Annotated in this window: 14 protein-coding genes and 1 tRNA gene; 7 read left to right on the forward strand and 8 right to left on the reverse strand. The window is 44.1% G+C overall.

The features are described from left to right. Positions 1–5881 (reverse strand): neuraminidase-like domain-containing protein (locus ACGF7G_RS13000; protein WP_387466002.1); only part of this gene is annotated, 5881 nt, incomplete at its 3' end. Between the two features lie 365 nt (positions 5882–6246). Between ACGF7G_RS13000 and ACGF7G_RS13005 the strand changes: the two genes are divergently transcribed. The 3 genes from ACGF7G_RS13005 to ACGF7G_RS13015 all read left to right on the forward strand — a co-directional run bounded on the left by ACGF7G_RS13005 (position 6247) and on the right by ACGF7G_RS13015 (position 10798). After that, positions 6247–8991, forward strand: coding sequence for an RHS repeat domain-containing protein (locus tag ACGF7G_RS13005; RefSeq protein ID WP_387466004.1), 2745 nt, complete (start codon positions 6247–6249; stop codon positions 8989–8991). A 630-nt stretch (positions 8992–9621) separates the two neighbouring features. Continuing rightward, entirely contained in the window at positions 9622–10491 is an 870-nt protein-coding gene (locus ACGF7G_RS13010; RefSeq protein WP_387466006.1) for an RNase A-like domain-containing protein, read from the forward strand. Between the two features lie 16 nt (positions 10492–10507). Then, positions 10508–10798, forward strand: coding sequence for a contact-dependent growth inhibition system immunity protein (locus tag ACGF7G_RS13015; protein WP_133815479.1), 291 nt, complete (start codon positions 10508–10510; stop codon positions 10796–10798). Positions 10799–10870: 72 nt separating this feature from the next. Here the strand turns inward: ACGF7G_RS13015 and fbaA are convergent, their stop codons facing one another. The 3 genes from fbaA to epd form a co-directional block, all read right to left on the reverse strand. Then, positions 10871–11947 carry a class II fructose-bisphosphate aldolase gene (gene fbaA, locus ACGF7G_RS13020; RefSeq protein ID WP_133815480.1) on the reverse strand — a complete coding sequence of 359 codons (1077 nt, stop codon included), beginning with the start codon at positions 11945–11947 and terminating at the stop codon, positions 10871–10873. 53 nt (positions 11948–12000) lie between these two features. After that, positions 12001–13164 (reverse strand): phosphoglycerate kinase, encoded by a 1164-nt coding sequence (gene pgk, locus ACGF7G_RS13025; protein ID WP_387466008.1) that lies wholly within the window; start codon positions 13162–13164, stop codon positions 12001–12003. An 85-nt stretch (positions 13165–13249) separates the two neighbouring features. Then, entirely contained in the window at positions 13250–14269 is a 1020-nt protein-coding gene (gene epd, locus ACGF7G_RS13030; protein ID WP_387466010.1) for an erythrose-4-phosphate dehydrogenase, read from the reverse strand. 413 nt (positions 14270–14682) lie between these two features. Here epd and ACGF7G_RS13035 point away from each other — a divergent pair, with 413 nt between their 5' ends. Next, positions 14683–15189 carry a MarR family winged helix-turn-helix transcriptional regulator gene (locus ACGF7G_RS13035; protein ID WP_387466012.1) on the forward strand — a complete coding sequence of 169 codons (507 nt, stop codon included), beginning with the start codon at positions 14683–14685 and terminating at the stop codon, positions 15187–15189. Positions 15190–15334: 145 nt separating this feature from the next. Beyond that, positions 15335–15706, forward strand: a complete 372-nt coding sequence (locus ACGF7G_RS13040; protein WP_023044239.1) for an antibiotic biosynthesis monooxygenase — start codon at positions 15335–15337, stop codon at positions 15704–15706. 59 nt (positions 15707–15765) lie between these two features. Here the strand turns inward: ACGF7G_RS13040 and tkt are convergent, their stop codons facing one another. Next, complete coding sequence (gene tkt, locus ACGF7G_RS13045; RefSeq protein WP_387466015.1) at positions 15766–17760, reverse strand: transketolase; 1995 nt, start codon at positions 17758–17760, stop codon at positions 15766–15768. 972 nt (positions 17761–18732) lie between these two features. On the opposite strand from tkt, the gene ACGF7G_RS13050 reads away from it, so the two are divergent. Then, a complete protein-coding gene (locus ACGF7G_RS13050) occupies positions 18733–18999 on the forward strand; it encodes a helix-turn-helix transcriptional regulator (RefSeq protein ID WP_133815696.1) in 267 nt (88 codons plus the stop codon). A gap of 106 nt (positions 19000–19105) precedes the next feature. Here ACGF7G_RS13050 and ACGF7G_RS13055 read toward each other — a convergent pair. Together ACGF7G_RS13055 and dnaQ are read right to left on the reverse strand one after the other, a co-directional pair. Next, positions 19106–19182, reverse strand: a tRNA-Asp gene (locus ACGF7G_RS13055). Between the two features lie 129 nt (positions 19183–19311). Next, complete coding sequence (gene dnaQ, locus ACGF7G_RS13060) at positions 19312–20058, reverse strand: DNA polymerase III subunit epsilon (protein WP_387466017.1); 747 nt, start codon at positions 20056–20058, stop codon at positions 19312–19314. 57 nt (positions 20059–20115) lie between these two features. On the opposite strand from dnaQ, the gene rnhA reads away from it, so the two are divergent. Continuing rightward, a complete protein-coding gene (rnhA, locus tag ACGF7G_RS13065) occupies positions 20116–20586 on the forward strand; it encodes a ribonuclease HI (RefSeq protein WP_387466018.1) in 471 nt (156 codons plus the stop codon). On the opposite strand, the gene ACGF7G_RS13070 is transcribed toward rnhA, so the two are convergent. Continuing rightward, positions 20583–21299, reverse strand: coding sequence for a class I SAM-dependent methyltransferase (locus tag ACGF7G_RS13070; protein WP_387466019.1), 717 nt, complete (start codon positions 21297–21299; stop codon positions 20583–20585). The genes rnhA and ACGF7G_RS13070 overlap by 4 nt on opposite strands. Between the last annotated feature and the right edge of the window lie 43 nt (positions 21300–21342).

Here is a 21342-nt window from a genome sequence, read left to right on the forward strand (position 1 = left end):
TCTGAGTCACCCCCGAAGCAATACGCAGACCCATAGCCGCTTGCTCGCCAACGTTAACATCTTCATCGTACAGGGCGCTATAGTGAGCGTGACGCTGTGCAACCCCCGCCAGCGACGCTGCCAGTACTTTCGTCTCCTCAGCCAATTCATCCAGGTTTTTTTGTTGCATATCAACGCTCTGAGCCGACAGCTCTTTGCCCTGAGTTTGCATCAACACCGCCATCTGTTCCGCATCCTGACGTTCTATCACCCCAGAAAGGGTACTACCCAGTTGCGAAAGCTGTGACACCATTGCGCGAGCGCCTTCTAGCACAACCGGGAAACGACGCAAGCTCAAGGTATTGACCGTCGGTAAAGCCACACCACCTTGCGAAGATGCCGTTGCCGCACTCAGTAACACTGCCGGATCAACCGATTCAGCAAACAGTGGCAGACTCAATGGCTGGCCGTCCAGCGCCAGATTGTGACGCAGGTTGTACAAGCGTTGTTTTAATGTCTGGCGCAAACTTTCCCAACGTCCATTCTGTTGTGGATAGAATATCCTGGTCAGAGAATTAGCTGAGTAACGTGTCGCTGATTGCTCCGCAGCCCTTTTCAGCACCGGTGCTTTCCAAGAGATAGCCGCAGAGACCGGCTCTTCGCCCATCAATGCCAGCGCCTGCACATACCACATTTTGGCTTCTGCCAGCGTATCCCGCTCCAGTTGGCGGTAGGCACTGTCCCCACGGGCCAGCAACAACTCTAACAAGCGCATAAAAGTAGCCGCCTTGTAGTGCATCGGATCTGCCTGTGCCACCGCATCAGGGTTGGTGGAATCCAACGGTGTGTCATTCCAGCGGGTATCTTCCAGCAACGGACGTACTTTCCAGAGTTTGTCATTGGGATCGATGCTACCAGGATTAAAAATATAACTTAACCAACGTGCCGCCTGGTCAAAACTCTGCTCTTGCACCAAACGCTGTGCCACCAGCATCGGAGTGTAATAAAACAGTTCCCAGAAATAGAGGGCGTTGGCTCCAGCAAAGTCCATCGCCTGATCCAATCGGTTATCATCATTGATACCCAGAGCAGGCTCAAGGATTCTCTGTGTCTCTAGGCTAAGAATGGTATCCAACCCCCGGTTAGCGCGGCGCATTAATTCGCGGGCAAACAAAGTGTTTAAACGGGTTTTAAATTCTCCCCCCTTCCCCCACATCATATATTGGGCACCAGCTTTATTCGTTACCAATTGAATAACGTTGCTCTCATCGCTTTTTTTAGTGGTGATAACCAGCCGGGTAATAATCTCAGCCAACAGTAAATCAGGAAAATCAGCGCACAACAGATCAAAGGAAAGACTCTGACGCTCTTTCTCCTCTAAACTTCTCAAGTCCACATCAAACTCGACGTCATAGGTAGTCTGACCGGGATTAACCTCAATTGTCGTACGGCCTGCTTCTCCCTGATCAATGCCGCCACCCGCAATAAGAATGAGCGGAAAAGCACGCGTCTCACGCAAAGTGATGGGGGAAGGCGCTTTAATTGCCGAAACAGATTCAAGAGAGATACCCACCCATATGTTACCCAACATCTTAGAAAAACCCGGAATATTCCCCGTTGTTCTATCCAAGGTAGCTCTGACATATCCATCTATAAATAAGCGTACGGACGGAAAACTCGGGTCTTTAGCATAAAAGAATTCGCCTTCATTTCCTTCTCCCAAGAACCAACCCAAAGTCAGATATTTACCGTCCTTCACCGCTTGCAGCAGATAAATATTGCCAATTCTACGGTTCATAGCATGTTGCAACACTTGTCGCATGGTAAATTCCAGTCTCATGCCCGATGGCAGTGACAACAGAGACTTACCGGGCGCTATAGCTGCGACATCACGGAGCTGACCTTTAAATATGTACTTATTCGTTTCTGTATTCTTAGTAATACTCTGCCCAACCAGCGTAATTTTCTTGTTAGTATACTTATCGGTAAATTTCACCGTGTCACTTGTAAATTCATACTGTCCAGACGCAAAATGATTAGCGACTCTGGGCACCTCAATAGTATCAAGCTCATGTCTGACAGCCCTCACCAATGCATCGGTCGCCATAGCCGACACAAGTTGAAATCCCCCATCAATGGCACAAGAATAACGAACATGGCTGACAGTGTATTCATTAGCCCGGGCAAGTTTCTCATACACCATAACCTGTAGAGAACTGTTGCTCCCCCGGGACACCGTACAGTACAAACCCGCCTCTTTTGGTAGCCCGCTTTTCAAGTTAACTTCGAAGCTCAATGGCGCACTCCAGGTTCCGTCATAACGCAGGTATGCCAGCTTTAACTCATAAACCCAGGCTGGTTTTTGTTCTTCTTGTTTTTCTTTGACCTGTTGCAACTTGGCATCCTCGCGGCGCTCCAGCCACATTAGATGCAGACGGGTGTTAAACATAACCGGGCGGATAAGGTCTGCTATCGGTGTAACAGCACAAGTGATCTCTTTCCACTCCTTCCAGGCCGTAGCCGGGAACACTCCCTCCTTGAACTGATCATGGTCCACACTGCGCCAATAATAGGCCGGAGTGGCATCCTGGTTTTTGCCCACAAAATAGGTCAGGCCAGAATCCAGGTTCAAAGCATCGTGATAGGCGCTGACAATGGACAAGTTTGCTACCTGCTCAAACTCCGTCAGATACGCCTTGAAAGCATCCTCAACCGTATCAGTCGAAAGCTGGCTCTGATTGATGGACTGCAACAAGGTATCCATCATCTTTGTCTGACCAATCCGCTGGGTAGGATTGACGTAGTTCTCCGGGAAGTAGGTTAGCTGGGATACACCTGCCCAGGTGCTGTAGCGGCGGTTATAGATCTCCCACTCTTTGATAAAAGATCGACTCAGAGCCGCAGTTTTAACACTCGCTTCCCGGCTGGACTGCTGTAAGCAACGATTAACATACAGCTGAATACTCGCCATTGCCTCAGCTACCCGGCTGGTTTTTACCTCAGCGCTCACCTGATTATCAATCAGCAAATAGGAATATAGGTCATCCCGAGTACGCAGATTAAAGTTTTTGTCAACGACATGATTCAGATAGAATTCGCACAGTGCAGTGCTCAATCTTTCATCACAGATCTTCATGACCACCAACCATTGAGTCTCTTTCAGACGTGCAACCAGTGCCGTAGCCCGTTTTTGCCAATCTTCGTAGAGAGTGCCTTCAATTAATGCCCCATCCTGTTTTATCGATGTGGCATAACTCAGACGATACAGTTGAGCGATCTCCTGCGGAGAAATCCCCAGCGTCTGTGTTGCCTCATGCCATTGCAGCACACGTTCCACCGTGGTCATATCCAGTAATGGAGAAGCTTTCAGCGACGAATTCACCTGTTCAGCCGCCAATTGCATAGCCTTGGTGTCTGCCGCCATTGCCTGAGCAACCTGCTCTACAGTCAGTGTTTCTTTTAACAACGACATCAGTACTGATGAAGCCTGTGCTCCCAGCTTAATTATCCACTGATGGAAACGGGACAACTTTATAAGTGAAAGCACATCGTTGTTGACAACAATCATACCCTTTTGCAACAAAACCGGCTTCGCCACGATTAACATCAGTTCACGCTCACTCAGTTGCAGACGTTGATAAATCAGTGACAATTGGGCCAACCGGTGACAGAACGTAATCACTTTGCCATCAACGGTAAACGGCTTGCCGGTATCCAGATTCTGAATCATCCCCCACATGCTATCTACCGAACCTTTAGTCAATGAATCCAGCCAAATCAATAGATTATGTGCCACTTCACTGGAAGATAGCCCCAGGGCTGACGCTAAATGTGGAGCCATCGCAGCCTTAAGCTTGTGCCCTGTCAATGTCGCTTCTTGTACACCTGTAACCAGTGTGCTCACCAGGTTTTCGATTTCCGGGATTTGAGCGGTGTCATAGGTAGAGGTGGTCATAAGCACCAAATCAACCATGCTCAGATTATGTTTACACAACCACATGACCGTCTGGTAAACGTTATCCACCAATGTGGCGAGTGCATCATCAGAAACATCATAAATTGCTGTTTTGCTGTAACCGAGCGTCTTGCATAACACATCCAGTTCAGCCACAGAAAGCTGGTGAACTTTCGCTAATAGCGCCGCACAATACATATCCGAAATGTTGCCGATATTATTGGCAAAGCATCCATCTGTATCTATTGGATCAACAACATAGAGCAGTTTATTAAGGCCAACATCATCAACCTTAAGGGCACGTTTTAATATGCTCTTGTTATGGTTGGCATGCTCTTTACCAGGATTGGTGTCCATTTTGTCACCTCCCAGAACATAATGTTTGCCATCAAGCGGTGGAGTGTTAAACAACACATCAAACTGACTTGCCTGTCCATCAACAACATGTTGGGAAATATCGAAGTTGGCAAGCACCAAAGCCTGCTCTTCCTTGATATTGTAACGGGCAACATAACGCTTAACGCGATCCAGAGAGTTCAACATGGCTTCGTTTAAGGTCTTACTATGACGCTCAAACACCTGAAAGACAGTAGGTAATGAAAGCCGGGTCGTTCTATGCAGTAACACCAAACTATTCAAATACAGCAAAGCATTGTGGGAGGAGTAGCGTTCAATGGTAAAAATATGAGAATAACCTTGGTCAACATCATATTCGAATACCGTAACCTTTAGGCTATCCACTGTAAGCAAAGAAGAATTAAGGTCAACTGTATGGGATTTATATCGATCTGTCCCAGTATCGTAGCTGTTCCATACAGACTCTCCATTAACCTTCACATTGAAATTCGCAGCATTTGTGCTCCAAATAAAACTCAGTTGCAAAGTTCCTTCACTCGTCACCCGGATCTCCGGATTTAAGGAACGCGCCCCAGGATTTGTCTTATTGACGCGTGTAATGCGGGTAAATCGCAACGGCTTAATTGAGCCAACATATGTCAGAACATCATCAATGTATTGACCTTCTGTATCAGACACCTCCGGTTCAAGTACAGTCAGAATGTTCTCAAACATTGCCGCAGGCAGGTCATAATATCCGGCTAGTGCCTGCGCATTCAGCAGCGATCCCGGGGCTACATCACCAAACATCCTCTTGTACAATACATCAGCACTATTCTGTATCCCGCTCTGGCTCAGAAGTGCATAATTCCCAGGTGAAATCCCCAACTCCATAGCAACCGGCAACACGCGGTCAGCCTGATCCGGGCGGTTATCCAGTGACAACAAGGTCGGCAACGACACTTTCTTGGCGACCAAGACCTGGCGAATAATGTCATACGCCGCATGATACGAACTATGCTGGTTGTTATAGAGATGGTGAACCAGCTTTTGGTACACCTCAACATCGGTTTTAAAGCTGAATTTTTTCTTAATACCCGCTACCAAGATATCATTGGACAGAGACAGGGTAGAAACCGCCTCCTCCATGTTTTGTTGGCTGAGGACCAGTTCCCCCAGATCCGGGCGGCGTCTATCCAGATGGTGAAAGGAGTTTGGATCATGTAAATAGCGCGCTTCACGGTATAATTCAGTCAAATAGGCCGCTGGGGAGAACATAGATGCCACATCCCCTTCCCTAACAAACGACTCATTACGTTCAGGAATAAAATTGTTGCTATAAAACTGCACTTCTTCAGTTGGAATATCCAGCGTGACCGCACTCCTAAACTGAGGATTGGCTTTCGCCAGGATGCGGCGTACCTGTGTGTTTTCAAGCGATTGCTGGGCTACCACAGCATCAAATACTGCACGACACTCCCCCATACTTAGCGTGCCGGCCGCAGCCTCGCACACTTGCTCAAAGGAAAAGCCGGCAATTTCGCTTAACGTGGTAATGCCTAACTTCTCAGTGAGAATATGATAATCCGCCATATCGAATGCAAAACTCATAACACGTCCTCTTTGTTATGTGGATGGGTACTTCAATAAATGACAGACAGTAATGTAATTGATGTTCTTACTACCGCTGCTTAATAAATTTTGCTTATCTTTAAAGCTAAAATATAAATCATTCGTTATTAAGCCCTATTAACATACCAAATCTGATAACTACTTATTTTCCTGATGGTTAGCAGCTCATACCCACTATCTGAAACTTTAATCCCCCACCAGCACAATCTCAAAAATCACCACAGTGTTTGCATTAATAACATCACGATAAATCGCTTTCCCTGCTCATTTAGTGATAATGTCTTTTCGGTTGTTGTCGTAACTTAAATTATCTTAAAGATTAAAATAGCCTCAGGAGCGAAAATATGAGCAGTTATCAATCTGCAATTGACAAAAAGACACCATCGATCAGTGTATTGGATAACCGGAAGTTAAGTGTACGCACTCTGGAATATCTACGTATTCAAGCAAATGAAAACAGTAACGAACTGATCACTCTCTATGAATTCAATATTCAGGGATTTCAGGCAAAAAGTACCGATCCACGCAAGAACAAAAACCAGAGCGGCCCGAATTTCATTCGTGTCTTTAATCTGGCAGGCAATGTCCTGCGTGAAGAAAGTGTTGATGCCGGCCGGACTATCACACTCAGCGATATTGAAGGCCGCCCGGTATTGATCATCAATGCAACCGGTGTCCGCCAAAACCATCGTTATGAAGACAGCACGCTGCCCGGTCGCCTGCTCGCGATCACCGAGCAAATGCAGACGGAAGAGAAAATTACCGAACGCCTTATCTGGGCAGGCAATACAACCACCGAGAAAAATCTCAACCTCGCCGGTCAGTGTGTTAGCCATTACGATACCGCGGGATTAACTCAACTGAACAGCCTTTCCCTGACAGGTACCGTTTTATCACAATCCCACCGGTTGTTGCTTGATGGTCAGGAAGCTGATTGGACAGGTGAAGACCAGAGCATCTGGCAGAAGAAACTGAGCAACGATGTCTATATTACCCAAAGTAAAACCGATACAACTGGCGCTCTGTTGAGCCAAACCGATGCAAAAGGAAATATACAACGTCTAACCTATGATGTGGCCGGGCAACTAAAAGGGAGCTGGTTAACACTAAAAGGCCAGAATGAACAAGTTATTATCAAATCCCTGACCTACTCCGCCGCCGGACAAAAATTACGCGAAGAGCACGGTAACGGGGTTATCACTGAATACCGCTATGAACCGGAAACTCAGCGGCTTATCGGTATCACCACCCGCCGTTCGTCAGATACCAAGGTGTTACAGGATTTACGCTATGAATATGACCCGGTAGGCAATGTCATCAGTATCCGTAATGACGCAGAAGCCACCCGCTTCTGGCGCAATCAAAAAGTGGTGCCAGAGAATACTTATACTTACGACTCCCTGTATCAGCTTATCACGGCGACAGGGCGTGAAATGGCGAATATTAGTCAGCAAAGTAATCAACTTCCTTCACCTGCGCTACCTTCTGATAACAACACTTACACCAACTATACTCGCCGCTACAGTTACGATCACAGCGGTAATCTGATGCAAATCCGGCACAGCTCACCGGCCACTCAAAACAACTACACGACAGATATAACGATCTCAAATCACAGCAATCGGGGGGTTCTCAGCACGTTGACGACCGATCCAAACAAAGTTGATGCACTGTTCGATGCTGGCGGTCATCAAACCAGTCTGTTGCCCGGACAGGCTCTGGTGTGGACACCACGAGGCGAATTGAAGCAAGTCAATAACGGCACAGGAAACGAGTGGTATCGCTATGACAGTGACGGGATGCGGCGGCTGAAAGTCAATCAACAGCAAACACAAAATACCACGCAGCAGCGAGTCACTTATCTGCCTGGATTAGAGCTACGCACAACACAAAACAGCACTACCATAATAGAAGACCTGCAAGTTATCACCGTAGGTGAAGCCGGTCGCGCACAGGTGCGGGCATTGTATTGGGAGAACGGAAAACCAGAAGGTATCGACAACAATCAGCTACGTTACAGTTACGATAACCTTATCGGCTCCAGCCAGCTTGAACTGGACAATCAGGGACAGATTATCAGTGAGGAAGAATATTACCCATTTGGTGGTACCGCATTATGGGCGGCAAACAGCCAGATAGAGGCCGGTTATAAAACCATTCGTTACTCAGGTAAAGAGCGGGATGTCACCGGTCTGTATTATTACGGTTACCGCTATTATCAACCGTGGACAGGCAGATGGTTAAGTGCAGACCCGGCAGGAACAATTGATGGACTGAATTTATACCGGATGGTAAGAAATAATCCAGTTAGCTTACAAGATGAAAATGGATTAGCACCAGAAACAGGAAAATATACCAAAGAGGTGAGTTCACTTGATAAATTAAAATTTAAATTAGCGGCACGAAGCTCACATGTCGTTAAATGGGATGAAAGAGAAAGCAGTTATACAAAAAATAAATCATTAAAAGTTGTTCGCGTAGGGGACTCCAATCCTTCCGGCTATTTACTTGGTCATGAAGAATTGCTAAAAAGTATAGAACAAAGTCAAATAATATATAGCAGGCTTGAAGCAAATACAGCCCTTTCGGAAAAATCAAAGGAAAATCTTTCGTTAGGATCTGACATATCTGGCTATATGGTAAAAACGATAAAGGATACGATATCAGAGTACAGAGAAGGACATAAATATAGAAGCAATCACCCTGATTTTTATGCAGAAACAGACTTCTTTGCTTTAATGGATAAAAGTGAAAAAAACAATTATACCGGTGAAAGAAAAATTTATGCAGCAATGGAAGTTAAAACATATCATGATGTAAAAAATAAAAAAACAGAACTACATGTCAACTATGCATTAGCTCATCCCTACACTCAATTCAGTAATGAAGAAAGAGCTATGTTGCAAGAAACAGAATCAGCTATTGCAACTAATAGAGAATATAATTTCAAAGGTGTTGGAAAATTCCTGACAATAAAATCCATAAAGAAATCATTAAAAGGACAAAATATAAATAAAATATCAACAGACGCTATTAATATTCGCTCTGCGGCTATTGCTGAAAAATTAGGAATGAGGAGAGCTTCATGAATTTCGAGCAGAATCTCAAATAGAAGATAATACCACTTGCTGAATACCACTCCTCCCTGAATAAATAAAGATTCAAAGGGGGAGTCAACAAACATCTTTAAAAACAAGCTATTAAGGAAAAGTTCATCTTATAGCTTGTTTTTCTATTATATTAGTTGTTCATAGAAATATATTTTAATTTTAGCAGAAGAAATTAATAAATTTGATGATTACTTATACCTATGCCCTTATAACCCTATATCCATTGAGTAAATAAAAACACGAAAATAAAGTTAACCATATGATATAAAATATAAATAATTTTATGGCATTGTGATATTGAATAGTATCAATCGCATTCTTGACCCTGTTTCTTCCTTAACTCTCCTTATTAACTAATGTAAATTATTTTAAATTTATAAATTTTTGATTGATTTCTCCACAGAAGCGAAGCAAAATCAGACAAATCCAGTATAAGGAGCAACCAGTATGAAAAATATGTTTTATTCAACACTGAAAAGGTGAAAAACAAGGTTTGATCTACACTGGTGACGATCCTTGATACATTCGATACCAACAAAAGGCCTGAGAATTAGCTATATCGCCGCTCAATAGATTCTTACCGCCGCTGAGATGACAGGATTTATTAACGTGAATAATACCAATTACTTAACTGATGACGCTGTTGACTCAGAATTTGAAAATGGGTTACGCATTGTTTTATCGCCAGTTCAGCTAGCGGCAATTCTGTCGGATAATACCATTACAGAAGAGGAAACTTGGAGTAATAGAATATTAGGCGGAGCGGGTTTAGCCGCTGGAGTGGTTGAGCTCATTGGTGCCGGAGGGCTTTGCATTGCACCTGATCCAACAACATTAACCAAAGTTGGTTGCGTTATTATCGGGGCACACAGTCTTGATGTAATGAATGCTTCTGCCAATCAAATGATAACCGGTAGAGAAACAACGACCGAAACTTATCGAGAGGCGGTAGAATTAGCAAAAGAGTTTGGTGCTGATGACTACACCGCGTCTGAAATAGGGCTCACCGTTGATATCGCTGTACCGCTCTCATTTGCTTCAATGGTAGGTGCGGTTAGAGTTGCTTCTGTACGGGTAGGCAGAATTAAATTAATTGAACATGAATCAGAGACTGGGTTAAAGCCAGGAGGCCATACTTTGCTTAAACATGTTGGATTATCAGAGCAGGAACTAAAAGCTCGACTTTTAGCATCTAAATCAATGAGAGCATCAAGTTCTTTCTATGATATAAAAACAGCAGAGACAGCAATTTCAAAAGCCTTAAAATCGAATCAATTTAGAATAACCTCCATGCTAAAATATGCTCCAAAAGAATTAAAGCTAGAGATAGATTACATCTCACATACGCCTGTCGGCATTGGTGTTATTAAAGGCTCACAAAATGCGGAAAAATTATATAAAATCAGAGTTGTTTTAGTTCATTCTGAGTATAATGGTCAACCATACTATATATTGACAGCGTTTCCAAAATTTAATTGAAACATAGGAAAGAAAAATGGAACTCAATCGTTTAATCGGCGCTTACTTTAATCAAGATTGCGAATTTATATTTGGCCCGGAAATTGATGACACAATAAATGACTATCTTGAGACGACAACTGAGGGGATGAAAAGAGAATTATTAGAGGAGATTGAGGATTTTATTCATAATGCTAAAGATTTAGAAAAAGAGTTCAAAGATCGGTATCAATATGACTTTGATCCAGAGTTATGGGAGACTACCGCGTTAGATTTTCTAAATCATGTCACCAAAAGAGTGCTAGATTATTTAGATCAAAATAAATAATCAAATTAGCTATAAATATTAATCCCCCTGAAATTTCTTCCAGGGGTTGTTTATTTACGACAATAATTCTAATTACAACACATCAATCGCATTCAATTCTTTGAACGCTTGTTCCAGACGGGCAATCATAGAAACCTGACCGGCACGCAACCATACCCGTGGATCGTAGAATTTCTTATTGGGTTTATCTGCGCCTTCCGGATTACCCAACTGGCCTTGCAGATAGCCTTCGTTCTTTTTGTAATAGTTCAGAATACCTTCCCAAGTCGCCCATTGGGTGTCGGTATCAATATTCATTTTAACAACGCCGTAGCTGACCGCTTCCTTGATCTCTTCCGCTGTCGAACCGGAACCACCGTGGAAAACAAAGTCCAAGCTGTTGTGTGGCAAATTGAATTTCTCAGCAACATAGTCCTGCGAGTTACGCAGAATTTTTGGTGTCAGTTTAACGTTGCCAGGCTTATAAACACCATGAACGTTACCGAAAGAAGCCGCAATAGTAAAACGTGGGCTGATAGCATTCAGCTTCTCATAAGCATAAGCAACGTCTTCCGGTTGAGTGTATAGAGCGGAGCTATCCATATGGCTGTTATCAACACCATCTTCCTCACCACCAGTACAACCTAACTCGATTTCCAACGTCATATCGATTTTTGCCATACGAGCCAGATATTTGCTGCAAATTTCAATATTTTCTTCCAGCGATTCTTCTGATAGATCGATCATATGGGAAGAGAACAACGGTTTACCCGTCGCCGCGTAATGCTTTTCACCTGCATCTAACAAGCCGTCAATCCACGGCAGCAGTTTACGCGCACAGTGGTCAGTATGCAGGATCACAGGCACACCATAATGTTCAGCCATCTGATGAACATGGTGAGCACCCGAAATTGAACCCAGAATAGCCGCTTGCTGACCTTCAGCTTTCACACCCTTACCGGCAATAAAAGCAGCACCACCGTTAGAGAACTGAATAATGGCAGGAGAACGAACTTTGGCGGCCGTTTCCAACACTGCGTTGATTGAATCAGTACCTACACAGTTTACTGCCGGCAACGCAAAGTGGTTTTCTTTGGCTATTGCGAACACTTTTTGAACATCATCACCAGTGATGACACCCGGTTTTACGAAATCAAAAATTTTAGACATGTTACGTGGGTCCTGTTTAGAGCGGGCAGATAAAACTGCCCGTCATGACTTAATTACTGTTTTGCACGTTCTTCCAGCATCACAACCGCAGGCAGTTTCTTTCCTTCGACAAATTCAAGGAAAGCACCACCACCAGTAGAGATGTAAGAAATTTTGTCAGCAATACCGAACAGGTCGATCGCTGCCAGCGTATCGCCACCACCTGCGATAGAGAATGCGTCACTATCAGCAATTGCGCGGGCGACAATTTCAGTTCCTTGACGGAAATTAGGGAATTCGAATACACCAACCGGGCCATTCCACAGAATAGTTTTAGCGTTTTTCAAGATATCTGCCAGACGTTGAGCGGATTCCTCTCCCAGATCGAGGATTTGCTCATCATCTTTAATATCGCCGGTCGATTTCAAGGTGGCTTCCGCAGTTTCAGAGAATTCTGTTGCCACACGAACATCAGTTGGCACTGGAATATCACAGCTTATCAGCAGTTTTTTCGCTTCTGGGATCAGGTCATCTTCATACAGTGAACGACCCACATTGTGGCCTTCCGCGGCAACAAAAGTATTCGCGATACCTCCGCCCACAATCAGTTGATCCGCGATTTTGGACAGGGTGTCCAATACGGTCAGCTTAGTTGAAACTTTAGAACCACCAACGATAGCAACCATTGGACGGGCCGGCTTATCCAGCGCTTTACCCAATGCTTCCAGTTCTGCGGACAGCAGAGGACCTGCACAGGCTACAGGAGCAAACTTAGCCACACCGTGGGTAGAAGCCTGAGCACGATGCGCCGTACCGAATGCATCCATGACATAAATATCACACAGAGAAGCGTATTTTTTAGCCAGAGTTTCGTCGTCTTTCTTCTCACCTTTATTAAAGCGAACATTTTCCAGAACAACCAGCTCACCTTCCGCTATGTCCACGCCTTCCAGATACGCTTTTTCCAGACGAACCGGGGAAGATAATTTCTCTTTCAGGTAATCGACTACTGGTTTCAGCGAGAATTCTTCATTATATTCGCCTTCAGTAGGACGGCCGAGGTGAGAAGTAATCATAACCTTAGCGCCCTGTTTTAATGCTGCTTCGATGGTCGGCAAAGAAGCCCGGATACGCGCATCAGAGGTGACTTTGCCATCTTTTACCGGAACGTTCAGGTCAACGCGGATCAAAACCCGCTTACCCGCCAGATCTAAATCGGTCATCTTAATTACAGACATGGTGAATCCTCTCGTTGATTCTCTAAATTGTTTAATCTTGTGCCGTGTGCAGATCTATTATTATGCACCGTCTGTCAGCAACAGATCATTTGAAACCCGTAGCAGCCATTGCTAACGTTGTATCCAACATTCGGTTAGCAAAACCCCACTCATTATCACACCAGACTAATGTCTTAATCAGATGTTGCCCACTAACCCGCGTTTGTGTGCCATCAACAATCGCGCTGTGGGGATCATGGTTAAAATCCGTTGAAACTAACGGCAATTCGGTATAGTCAACTATACCACGAAATGAAGTTGCAGCTGATTTTTGCATTAATTCATTGATTTTTCTGACATTCACTGGAGATTTTACTGTAACGCTCAAATCAATAGCAGTAACATTAATCGTTGGTACGCGTACTGAGATGGCTTCAAAACGGTCACAGAATTTTGGAAAAATCCGGGTTATCCCTGCGGCCAGTTTGGTATCCACCGGAATGATAGACTGACTGGCAGCCCGGGTACGCCGTAAATCTTGATGATAGGCATCAATCACAGGCTGATCATTCATTGAGGCATGAATTGTTGTCACTGTGCCAGATTCAATCTCAAATGCATCATCCAATAATTTAATGATGGGAATAATACAATTGGTGGTGCAAGAGGCATTGGATACAATGCGATCCTCCGCTGTCAGTAAGTCTTGATTCACACCATAAACCACCGTCGCGTCTAAGTCATTACCACCCGGATGAGAAAACAGCACCTTTTTTGCGCCACTGGCAAGATGCGCTTCCCCATCAGCTCTGCTGCCATATATCCCACTGCAATCAAGAACAATATCAATCCCCAATTCTTGCCAGGGCAATGCCGATATATCGGGTTGATGAAACAGACGAATATTATCGTCACCAACCTGCAACAAATCATTATTCAACCGCACATCCCAGGCAAAACGACCGTGACTGGAGTCATACTTCAGCAAGTGAGCAATCCCTTCGGCATTGGCCAACTCATTAACAGCAATAATAGCAATTTCAGCCCGACGCCCAGACTCATAAAGAGCACGTAAAATACTGCGCCCTATCCTGCCAAAACCGTTTATTGCTACCTTGATTGTCATGTTACTCCCTGAATATAGTTATTACCACGCAACCGTTTAGGATAACTGACTCAATCACTAATGTACTGATTGTTTATCACAAAATTGCTAAAACTGTGGCACAAAAAACCTCTCCAGACAACAAAATGAAACGATTCAGCTACTGACAATGAGATTAAGGGAAAAGTAGATTGATGGCAATAGTAAACTCACGAAATGGAAAACGTGCCATAAGAGCCTGCATAGATTAAACAACGACCTTAATCCACAAATGATGAATACGACAATCAACTGTCACTTTTTTGTGACAGCATTTGATATAAATCAAACCCAATACATTGATCTATCAATACCATTCGCTCAAATATTGACAACCAGCTTCAATATATGGAAACTGGTTGTCGTTTATTGAAGTCTAGGAAAGGAAGTAAATCGTGTCGATCAGGAAAACTCCGGCGTCTGAGATATTCAACGAAATCACATTGGCGGTATTCCGGCTCAATGCCCGACTGCTCTCTAAAGGGGATAAGCTCGTTGCCCCGTTGGGTATCACGAGCGCGATATGGCAGGTACTCAGTGCGATTGCACTCGCACCGCATCCACTCTCAGCGCCGCAGATTGCCGCAACGATGCGCATCACACGCCAAGGTGCGCAGAAACAACTGAATCTTGGATTGAAGGCAGGAATGGTGAAAGCCATCATTAATCCCCGACACGAACGCTCACCGCTCTATCGACTCACTGAGCTTGGTCAGCGTACCTTTGATACGGCGACGTCGCTTGAAACCGAATGGATGGAATCGCTCGTGAAAGACACTGAACTCAACGAGCTGAAAGTGACGTTGGACACATTACTCAGCCTGGAGGCCAGACTGGAAGATCCATCGATGCCAGACAGTACTGAGGATTGGTTTATCAATCACGACAAAGAATTCGACTAAAAGTACGACGCACCAACGGATCGCTGCACAACCTTCATACCTATGTTGGCATGTCGCCGTCGTGAACCGCATGAATCGCACGGCTCACTCCGGCAGAATAGTAAAACAAACATAAATACAAACAAGTCACTTTCAGGAGATAAAGATGCTAAAGCTAGAAGAAATGGACACCCACGTGACCATGCGGGAACAATTATTTTCGAACACCGATGGTTCCATAGTACTGATGAACATATTTCATGTTGATCCCGCACAGGCAGACATCCTGGAGGCGGCCTGGAAGGAAGATGCGGAGTATATGCTGGCACAAACCGGCCTGATTTCCGCACAATTACATCGCGGGATCGCTGGCAGTGGTACGTTCATGAACTATGCTGTTTGGGAAAATTTGGAATGTTTTCGCGCTGCATTCACTAATCCAGAATTTCAGGCGAAGCTCGCCAAGTATCCCGATGGGATAACCGGGTCACCGCACATATTTCAAAAACTAGCCGTTCCCGGAATCTGCGAGGCATAAGTAAAAGAGCGCACCCGATCAACATTTACCCCGGATGCGCTCACTTCTAGACTAATTCATTATTTCAGCAGAGCTTTAGCCTTAGCGACGACATTCTCTACAGTGAAACCGAACTCTTTAAACAGCTGATCAGCAGGAGCCGATTCACCAAATGTCTCCATGCCCACGATAGCGCCATGCATACCGACATATTTAAACCAGTAATCAGCAATACCCGCTTCAACTGCAACACGCGCAGAAACCGCCGTTGGTAATACCGCTTCACGGTACGCTGCATCCTGCTTATCAAAAGCATTAGTAGACGGCATAGAAACGACACGTACTTTACGGCCTTCCTGAGTCAATTGATTATAGGCCCCTACCGCCAATTCAACTTCTGAACCTGTTGCGATCAGAATCAACTCTGGCTGACCTTCACAATCTTTCAGGATGTAAGCACCCTTTTCAATATTCGCCAACTGCTCAGCAGTACGCTCTTGCTGTGCCAGATTCTGGCGAGAGAAAATAAGTGCTGATGGACCTGTTTTACGTTCGATAGCGTATTTCCACGCCACTGCGGATTCAACCTGATCACATGGACGCCATGTGCTTAGATTTGGCGTCACACGCAAACTGGCAATCTGTTCTACCGGTTGGTGAGTCGGACCATCTTCACCCAAACCGATTGAGTCATGGGTATAAACAAAGATGCTGCGAATTTTCATCAGTGCCGCCATACGCACGGCGTTACGGGCATATTCAACGAACATCAGGAAAGTTGCGCCATAAGGTACAAAACCACCATGCAGAGCAATACCGTTCATAATGGCGGACATGCCAAATTCACGAACGCCATAATGGATGTAGTTACCTGCCTGATCTTCGTTCAATGGCTTAGAACCAGACCACATCGTCAAATTACTTGGCGCCAGGTCAGCAGACCCCCCCATAAATTCAGGCAGCACTTTACCGAAAGCTTCCAGAGCATTCTGAGAAGCTTTACGGCTGGCAATATTGGCAGGATTTTGTTGCAATTGTTCGATAAATGCTTTTGATTCGGTTTCCCAGTTTGCCGGTAATTCGCCACCGGTACGGCGTTTGAATTCAGCGGCTAATTCAGGATGCGCTTTTTCATAAGCAGCGAACTTCTCATTCCAGGTTGCTTGCTTCGCGTTACCCATCTCTTTTGCATCCCACGCAGAATAGATTTCCGCTGGAATTTCAAAGGGGGGATGATTCCAACCCAGCACTTCACGCGTTGCAGCAATTTCTGCGTCACCCAGTGGGGCACCGTGAGAATCATGCGTACCCGCTTTGGTTGGCGCGCCAAAACCGATCACTGTTTTACACATCAGTAATGAAGGTTTATCAGAAACTTTACGCGCTTCTTCAATCGCTGCTTTGACTGCATCTGCATTATGACCATCAACGCCGCGAACCACATGCCAGCCATAAGCCTCAAAACGACCTGCGGTATCATCGGTAAACCAGCCTTCAACATGACCATCAATAGAAATACCATTGTCATCATAGAAAGCAATCAGTTTGCCCAGTTTTAACGTTCCCGCCAGTGAGCAAACTTCATGAGAAATGCCTTCCATCATGCAACCATCCCCCATAAACACATAAGTGTTATGGTCAACAATATCATGACCAGGACGGTTAAATTGTGTAGCCAGAGTACGTTCAGCAATCGCAAAACCTACCGCATTGGCAATCCCCTGCCCCAAAGGACCGGTCGTTGTCTCTATGCCTGGCGCATAACCATACTCAGGATGGCCTGGAGTTTTGGAATGTAACTGACGGAAATTTTTCAGATCATCAATAGAAACGTCATAACCGGTGAGATGCAACAGGCTATAAATCAGCATAGAGCCATGGCCGTTAGACAATACAAAACGATCACGATCGACCCAATGTGGATCAGTTGGGTTATGATTTAAATAATCACGCCATAAAACTTCAGCGATATCAGCCATTCCCATAGGCGCACCAGGGTGCCCTGATTTTGCTTTCTGCACAGCATCCATGCTAAGGAAGCGAATAGCATTAGCAAGGGTTTTACGAGTGGTCATTTTCTACTCCAAGTGGGATAAAAACGTTTAGGGGGATAATTTTCTCAGCACAGCGTACAAACCGCAATCTTTAAAGCCAGATATTAAGGAAACTATCTTAATCTCACCTGAACAACAATTCTTTGATTTACGTTACTGGTTTGCATGAACTTCATCATTATCAGAGTAATAAACAAACTCATTACGCTATAGAGAGAGGTCATTTAATTAAACATAACTATTAGGCGCAAAGTGATAGATAAAATACCCAATTAAACGGAAACACACCTTCAATTCAAGGCAATTTCCAACTACCACATTGATTAATACTCAGCCCCCCTCCAGATATCAATATCATCGTCACATCAACAAATAAATAATTTAAAATCAAATAATACTTATATTAATATTTTATTATATAATGATATTTTTACGTAAAGTAATAAAAAATTTAATTAACAAATATCGATAAAACAAAAATATTATTTTTTGACGAATTAATTATTGCAATCCATTATATAATCAGGTTATTTTAAATAGAATAATAAAAATAGCTCCGATCCTTGGAGCATTAAAGACAAAAGCACTTATTTTATTTATGAAAATAAAGTAATGGCTATGCTACAAGATATTCCCCCTTGATTTGAACATTGAGGGGCATTTTGATTGTGAATTACCCTGGATGGATGCTGTCTTGAGACTGTAAAAAATGCGTCAAAAGTACCAATAAGAAACTATTAGCCAATCGAGCTATTAAACCAAGAATACTTTCAATATATAATAATTATGACCTTTACATCCGGCAAAAACACCTTCAATATATAGGTCTTATTTTGTTGAAAAATAACCGTTACCATTATTACGTAATCGTTTCGATAGCCTCTTTAATTAACCCTCATTGATAATCTGTCTCCCAATTACCACCAAGTGGTAAAAACATTGATAATTTATCTATTATCAGTGTTTTCTAATAATTAAAATTAGGAGATTATGATGAATATTCAAGATTGGCATCCAGCGGATATTATTGCAGCCTTAAGAAAACAAGGAACAAACCTTTCAGCGGTTTCCCGCAAAGCAGGTTTGGCATCATCTACACTGAGTAATGCATTGCATCGTCCATGGCCAAAGGGAGAAGCGTTAATCGCCACCGAATTGGGTTTACATCCATCGGCTATTTGGCCATCACGCTATAGACCTGGTAAAGAAAATAAGTTCCTGATAAAGGTTGCAGAAACAAGAAATATAGAAAGCTGGTAGCTTCCCTATGTCTTATTTTAATGCAATTTCATCATTGCCAATAAAGAGACTGCTGCATGACATAAACGGGAAAGCCCCGGGCGATTACCCAAGGCTTCGAAATCTTTGGCGGTGCGGACGGGACTCGAACCCGCGACCCCCGGCGTGACAGGCCGGTATTCTAACCGACTGAACTACCGCACCGCGCAGCGTTCTGGTTGAGAACGAGGTAGATATTACGAACCCAGGATCATCCCGTCAATATTTTTTATTACAAAGTGGCGCGCCTGATCAACTTTTCACCCTTAAAGGTGATTTATCTGCAATTTTATTTTAACTCTGTCCAGAACTTGTACGCCATAAACAACTCCCGCCTTTCTTCTCAACTAAATCCAATCTGGATTCATGAGCGGCAAGTTCTTCATCCGCTGCATAAATAACGTTTAACGCAGTTTGAGGCCGGATAATACGCTGCACTTCAGAACCCCCCGCATTGCCAGAAACATCCCCTTCCATTGAGAATGTAAGAGAAGTCTGCCCGCCGGTCATGATCAAATAGACATCAGACAATATTTCAGCATCAAGTAACGCCCCGTGTAAGGTGCGTTTAGAGTTGTCTATATCATAACGATCACACAACGCATCAAGGTTATTTCTTTTTCCCGGAAACAACGCTCTTGCTAATTGTAAGCTATCGGTAATCTTGCAGAAATCAGCTGTTGGTGGGATATCACGGCCCAGTTTCCCAAATTCATAATCCATAAAACCGATATCGAAGGGAGCGTTATGGATAATTAACTCAGCGCCACGAATGAACTCAATGAACTCATCTGCGATATCAGCAAATATCGGCTTATCCTGCAAAAATTCATCACTGATTCCATGAACTTCAAATGCCTCAGGATCGACCAATCTGTCCGGTTTAATATAGATATGAAAATGGCGGCCTGTCAGACGGCGGTTAATAACCTCTACGGCGCCAATTTCAATAATTTTGTGTCCTTCATAGTGAACACCTAACTTATTCATACCGGTAGTTTCGGTATCGAGGACAACTTGTCGTGTAATCGCAGTGCTCATAACGCTTTTTTATGTCAGACTTAAGGTTTTGGATTGAATAAGAAGAGTCTACCAGATATGAGCAAGCAGGTAGAAATTTTCACCGATGGATCTTGTCTTGGAAACCCAGGGCCAGGTGGATATGGTGTTTTATTACGTTATCAACAACACGAAAAAACCCTCAGTGACGGTTTTTATCGCACAACCAACAACAGAATGGAGCTAATGGCCGCAATTATTGGCCTGGAAACCCTAACCCGTCCTTGTAAAATTGTCTTAACCACCGACAGTCAATACGTACGCCAGGGCATTACCCAATGGATCCATAATTGGAAAAAGCGCAGCTGGCGTAAAGCAGATAAATCTCCTGTCAGTAACGTCGATTTATGGCAACGTCTCGATCAGGCAATTACCCGCCACGATATTGACTGGCAATGGGTTAAAGGCCATGCCGGGCATGATGAAAATGAACGTTGTGATGAATTGGCTCGAACCGCCGCAAACTCACCAACCAAAACCGATACCGGGTATGTCGAAAATACAGATTAATCGCGCTTTCGGTAACATTTTGTTACACCAACGGCCCCCCCCAGTTTGGGCCTTAATAGCGTCATTTTTATCTGGTTTAGCGTTAATGGCAGTGTCCGCTTACGGGCAATAATCAGGCTTACACAACCAAATACAGGCGAATGCCGGTTAAAAAAGCCGGCTTCATTTCGCCAGGGTAGTACTTGAAAATTCCCACGATACATCACTTCATAATTAAGCAGACTCAACCAATCAAGTTGACGCATCAGGGAAAACATACGGCTGCAATAGGGCTGATGTCGCCATAATCCTGGTACTAATTTCCCTAAACCTAGCAGACTCAATGAATTGAAACCACTGATGATAAGCCAGCCATCATCAATCATCACCCGGTCAACTTCCCGTAAAAGACGATGAGGATCAGCACTGTAAGCCAACACATGACTCAGCAAACAAGCATCAACAGACTTTCCTTCAAATGGCAGATGGTAAGGATCAGTAATCACCTGCATATTCTTTCCTTCCTTACCCACATTGATCTGATTAAAAATCGGACACGCCTTGCTGTCAATTTCAGCACTCAAATGACCGATTTTCAACAAATGGAAACCAAATATTTTCTGCCACCAGGGTTGTAATTGACGTTCCAACGCGGCACGGTAATACTCCCCCCAAGGTAAATCAGACCAAGAAGCCGGGGGACTCATGTTCTGTGTTGTCTGTGCAGATTTCATGGCTTCTTTTCCTTAATAAACCGCTGTTAATAAGAGGTATACA

Source organism: Photorhabdus sp. RM323S (assembly GCF_042879375.1).
Lineage (GTDB): Bacteria > Pseudomonadota > Gammaproteobacteria > Enterobacterales > Enterobacteriaceae > Photorhabdus > Photorhabdus tasmaniensis.

What these genes read in the sequence shown, in the direction of transcription:
- epd (WP_387466010.1), bottom strand. Translation starts at nt 14,269, where the DNA reads ATGACAATCAAGGTAGCAATAAACGGTTTTGGCAGGATAGGGCGCAGT.
- ACGF7G_RS13005 (WP_387466004.1), top strand. Translation starts at nt 6,247, where the DNA reads ATGAGCAGTTATCAATCTGCAATTGACAAAAAGACACCATCGATCAGT.
- rnhA (WP_387466018.1), top strand. Translation starts at nt 20,116, where the DNA reads ATGAGCAAGCAGGTAGAAATTTTCACCGATGGATCTTGTCTTGGAAAC.
- ACGF7G_RS13050 (WP_133815696.1), top strand. Translation starts at nt 18,733, where the DNA reads ATGAATATTCAAGATTGGCATCCAGCGGATATTATTGCAGCCTTAAGA.
- ACGF7G_RS13015 (WP_133815479.1), top strand. Translation starts at nt 10,508, where the DNA reads ATGGAACTCAATCGTTTAATCGGCGCTTACTTTAATCAAGATTGCGAA.
- tkt (WP_387466015.1), bottom strand. Translation starts at nt 17,760, where the DNA reads ATGACCACTCGTAAAACCCTTGCTAATGCTATTCGCTTCCTTAGCATG.
- dnaQ (WP_387466017.1), bottom strand. Translation starts at nt 20,058, where the DNA reads ATGAGCACTGCGATTACACGACAAGTTGTCCTCGATACCGAAACTACC.
- fbaA (WP_133815480.1), bottom strand. Translation starts at nt 11,947, where the DNA reads ATGTCTAAAATTTTTGATTTCGTAAAACCGGGTGTCATCACTGGTGAT.
- ACGF7G_RS13070 (WP_387466019.1), bottom strand. Translation starts at nt 21,299, where the DNA reads ATGAAATCTGCACAGACAACACAGAACATGAGTCCCCCGGCTTCTTGG.
- ACGF7G_RS13040 (WP_023044239.1), top strand. Translation starts at nt 15,335, where the DNA reads ATGCTAAAGCTAGAAGAAATGGACACCCACGTGACCATGCGGGAACAA.
- pgk (WP_387466008.1), bottom strand. Translation starts at nt 13,164, where the DNA reads ATGTCTGTAATTAAGATGACCGATTTAGATCTGGCGGGTAAGCGGGTT.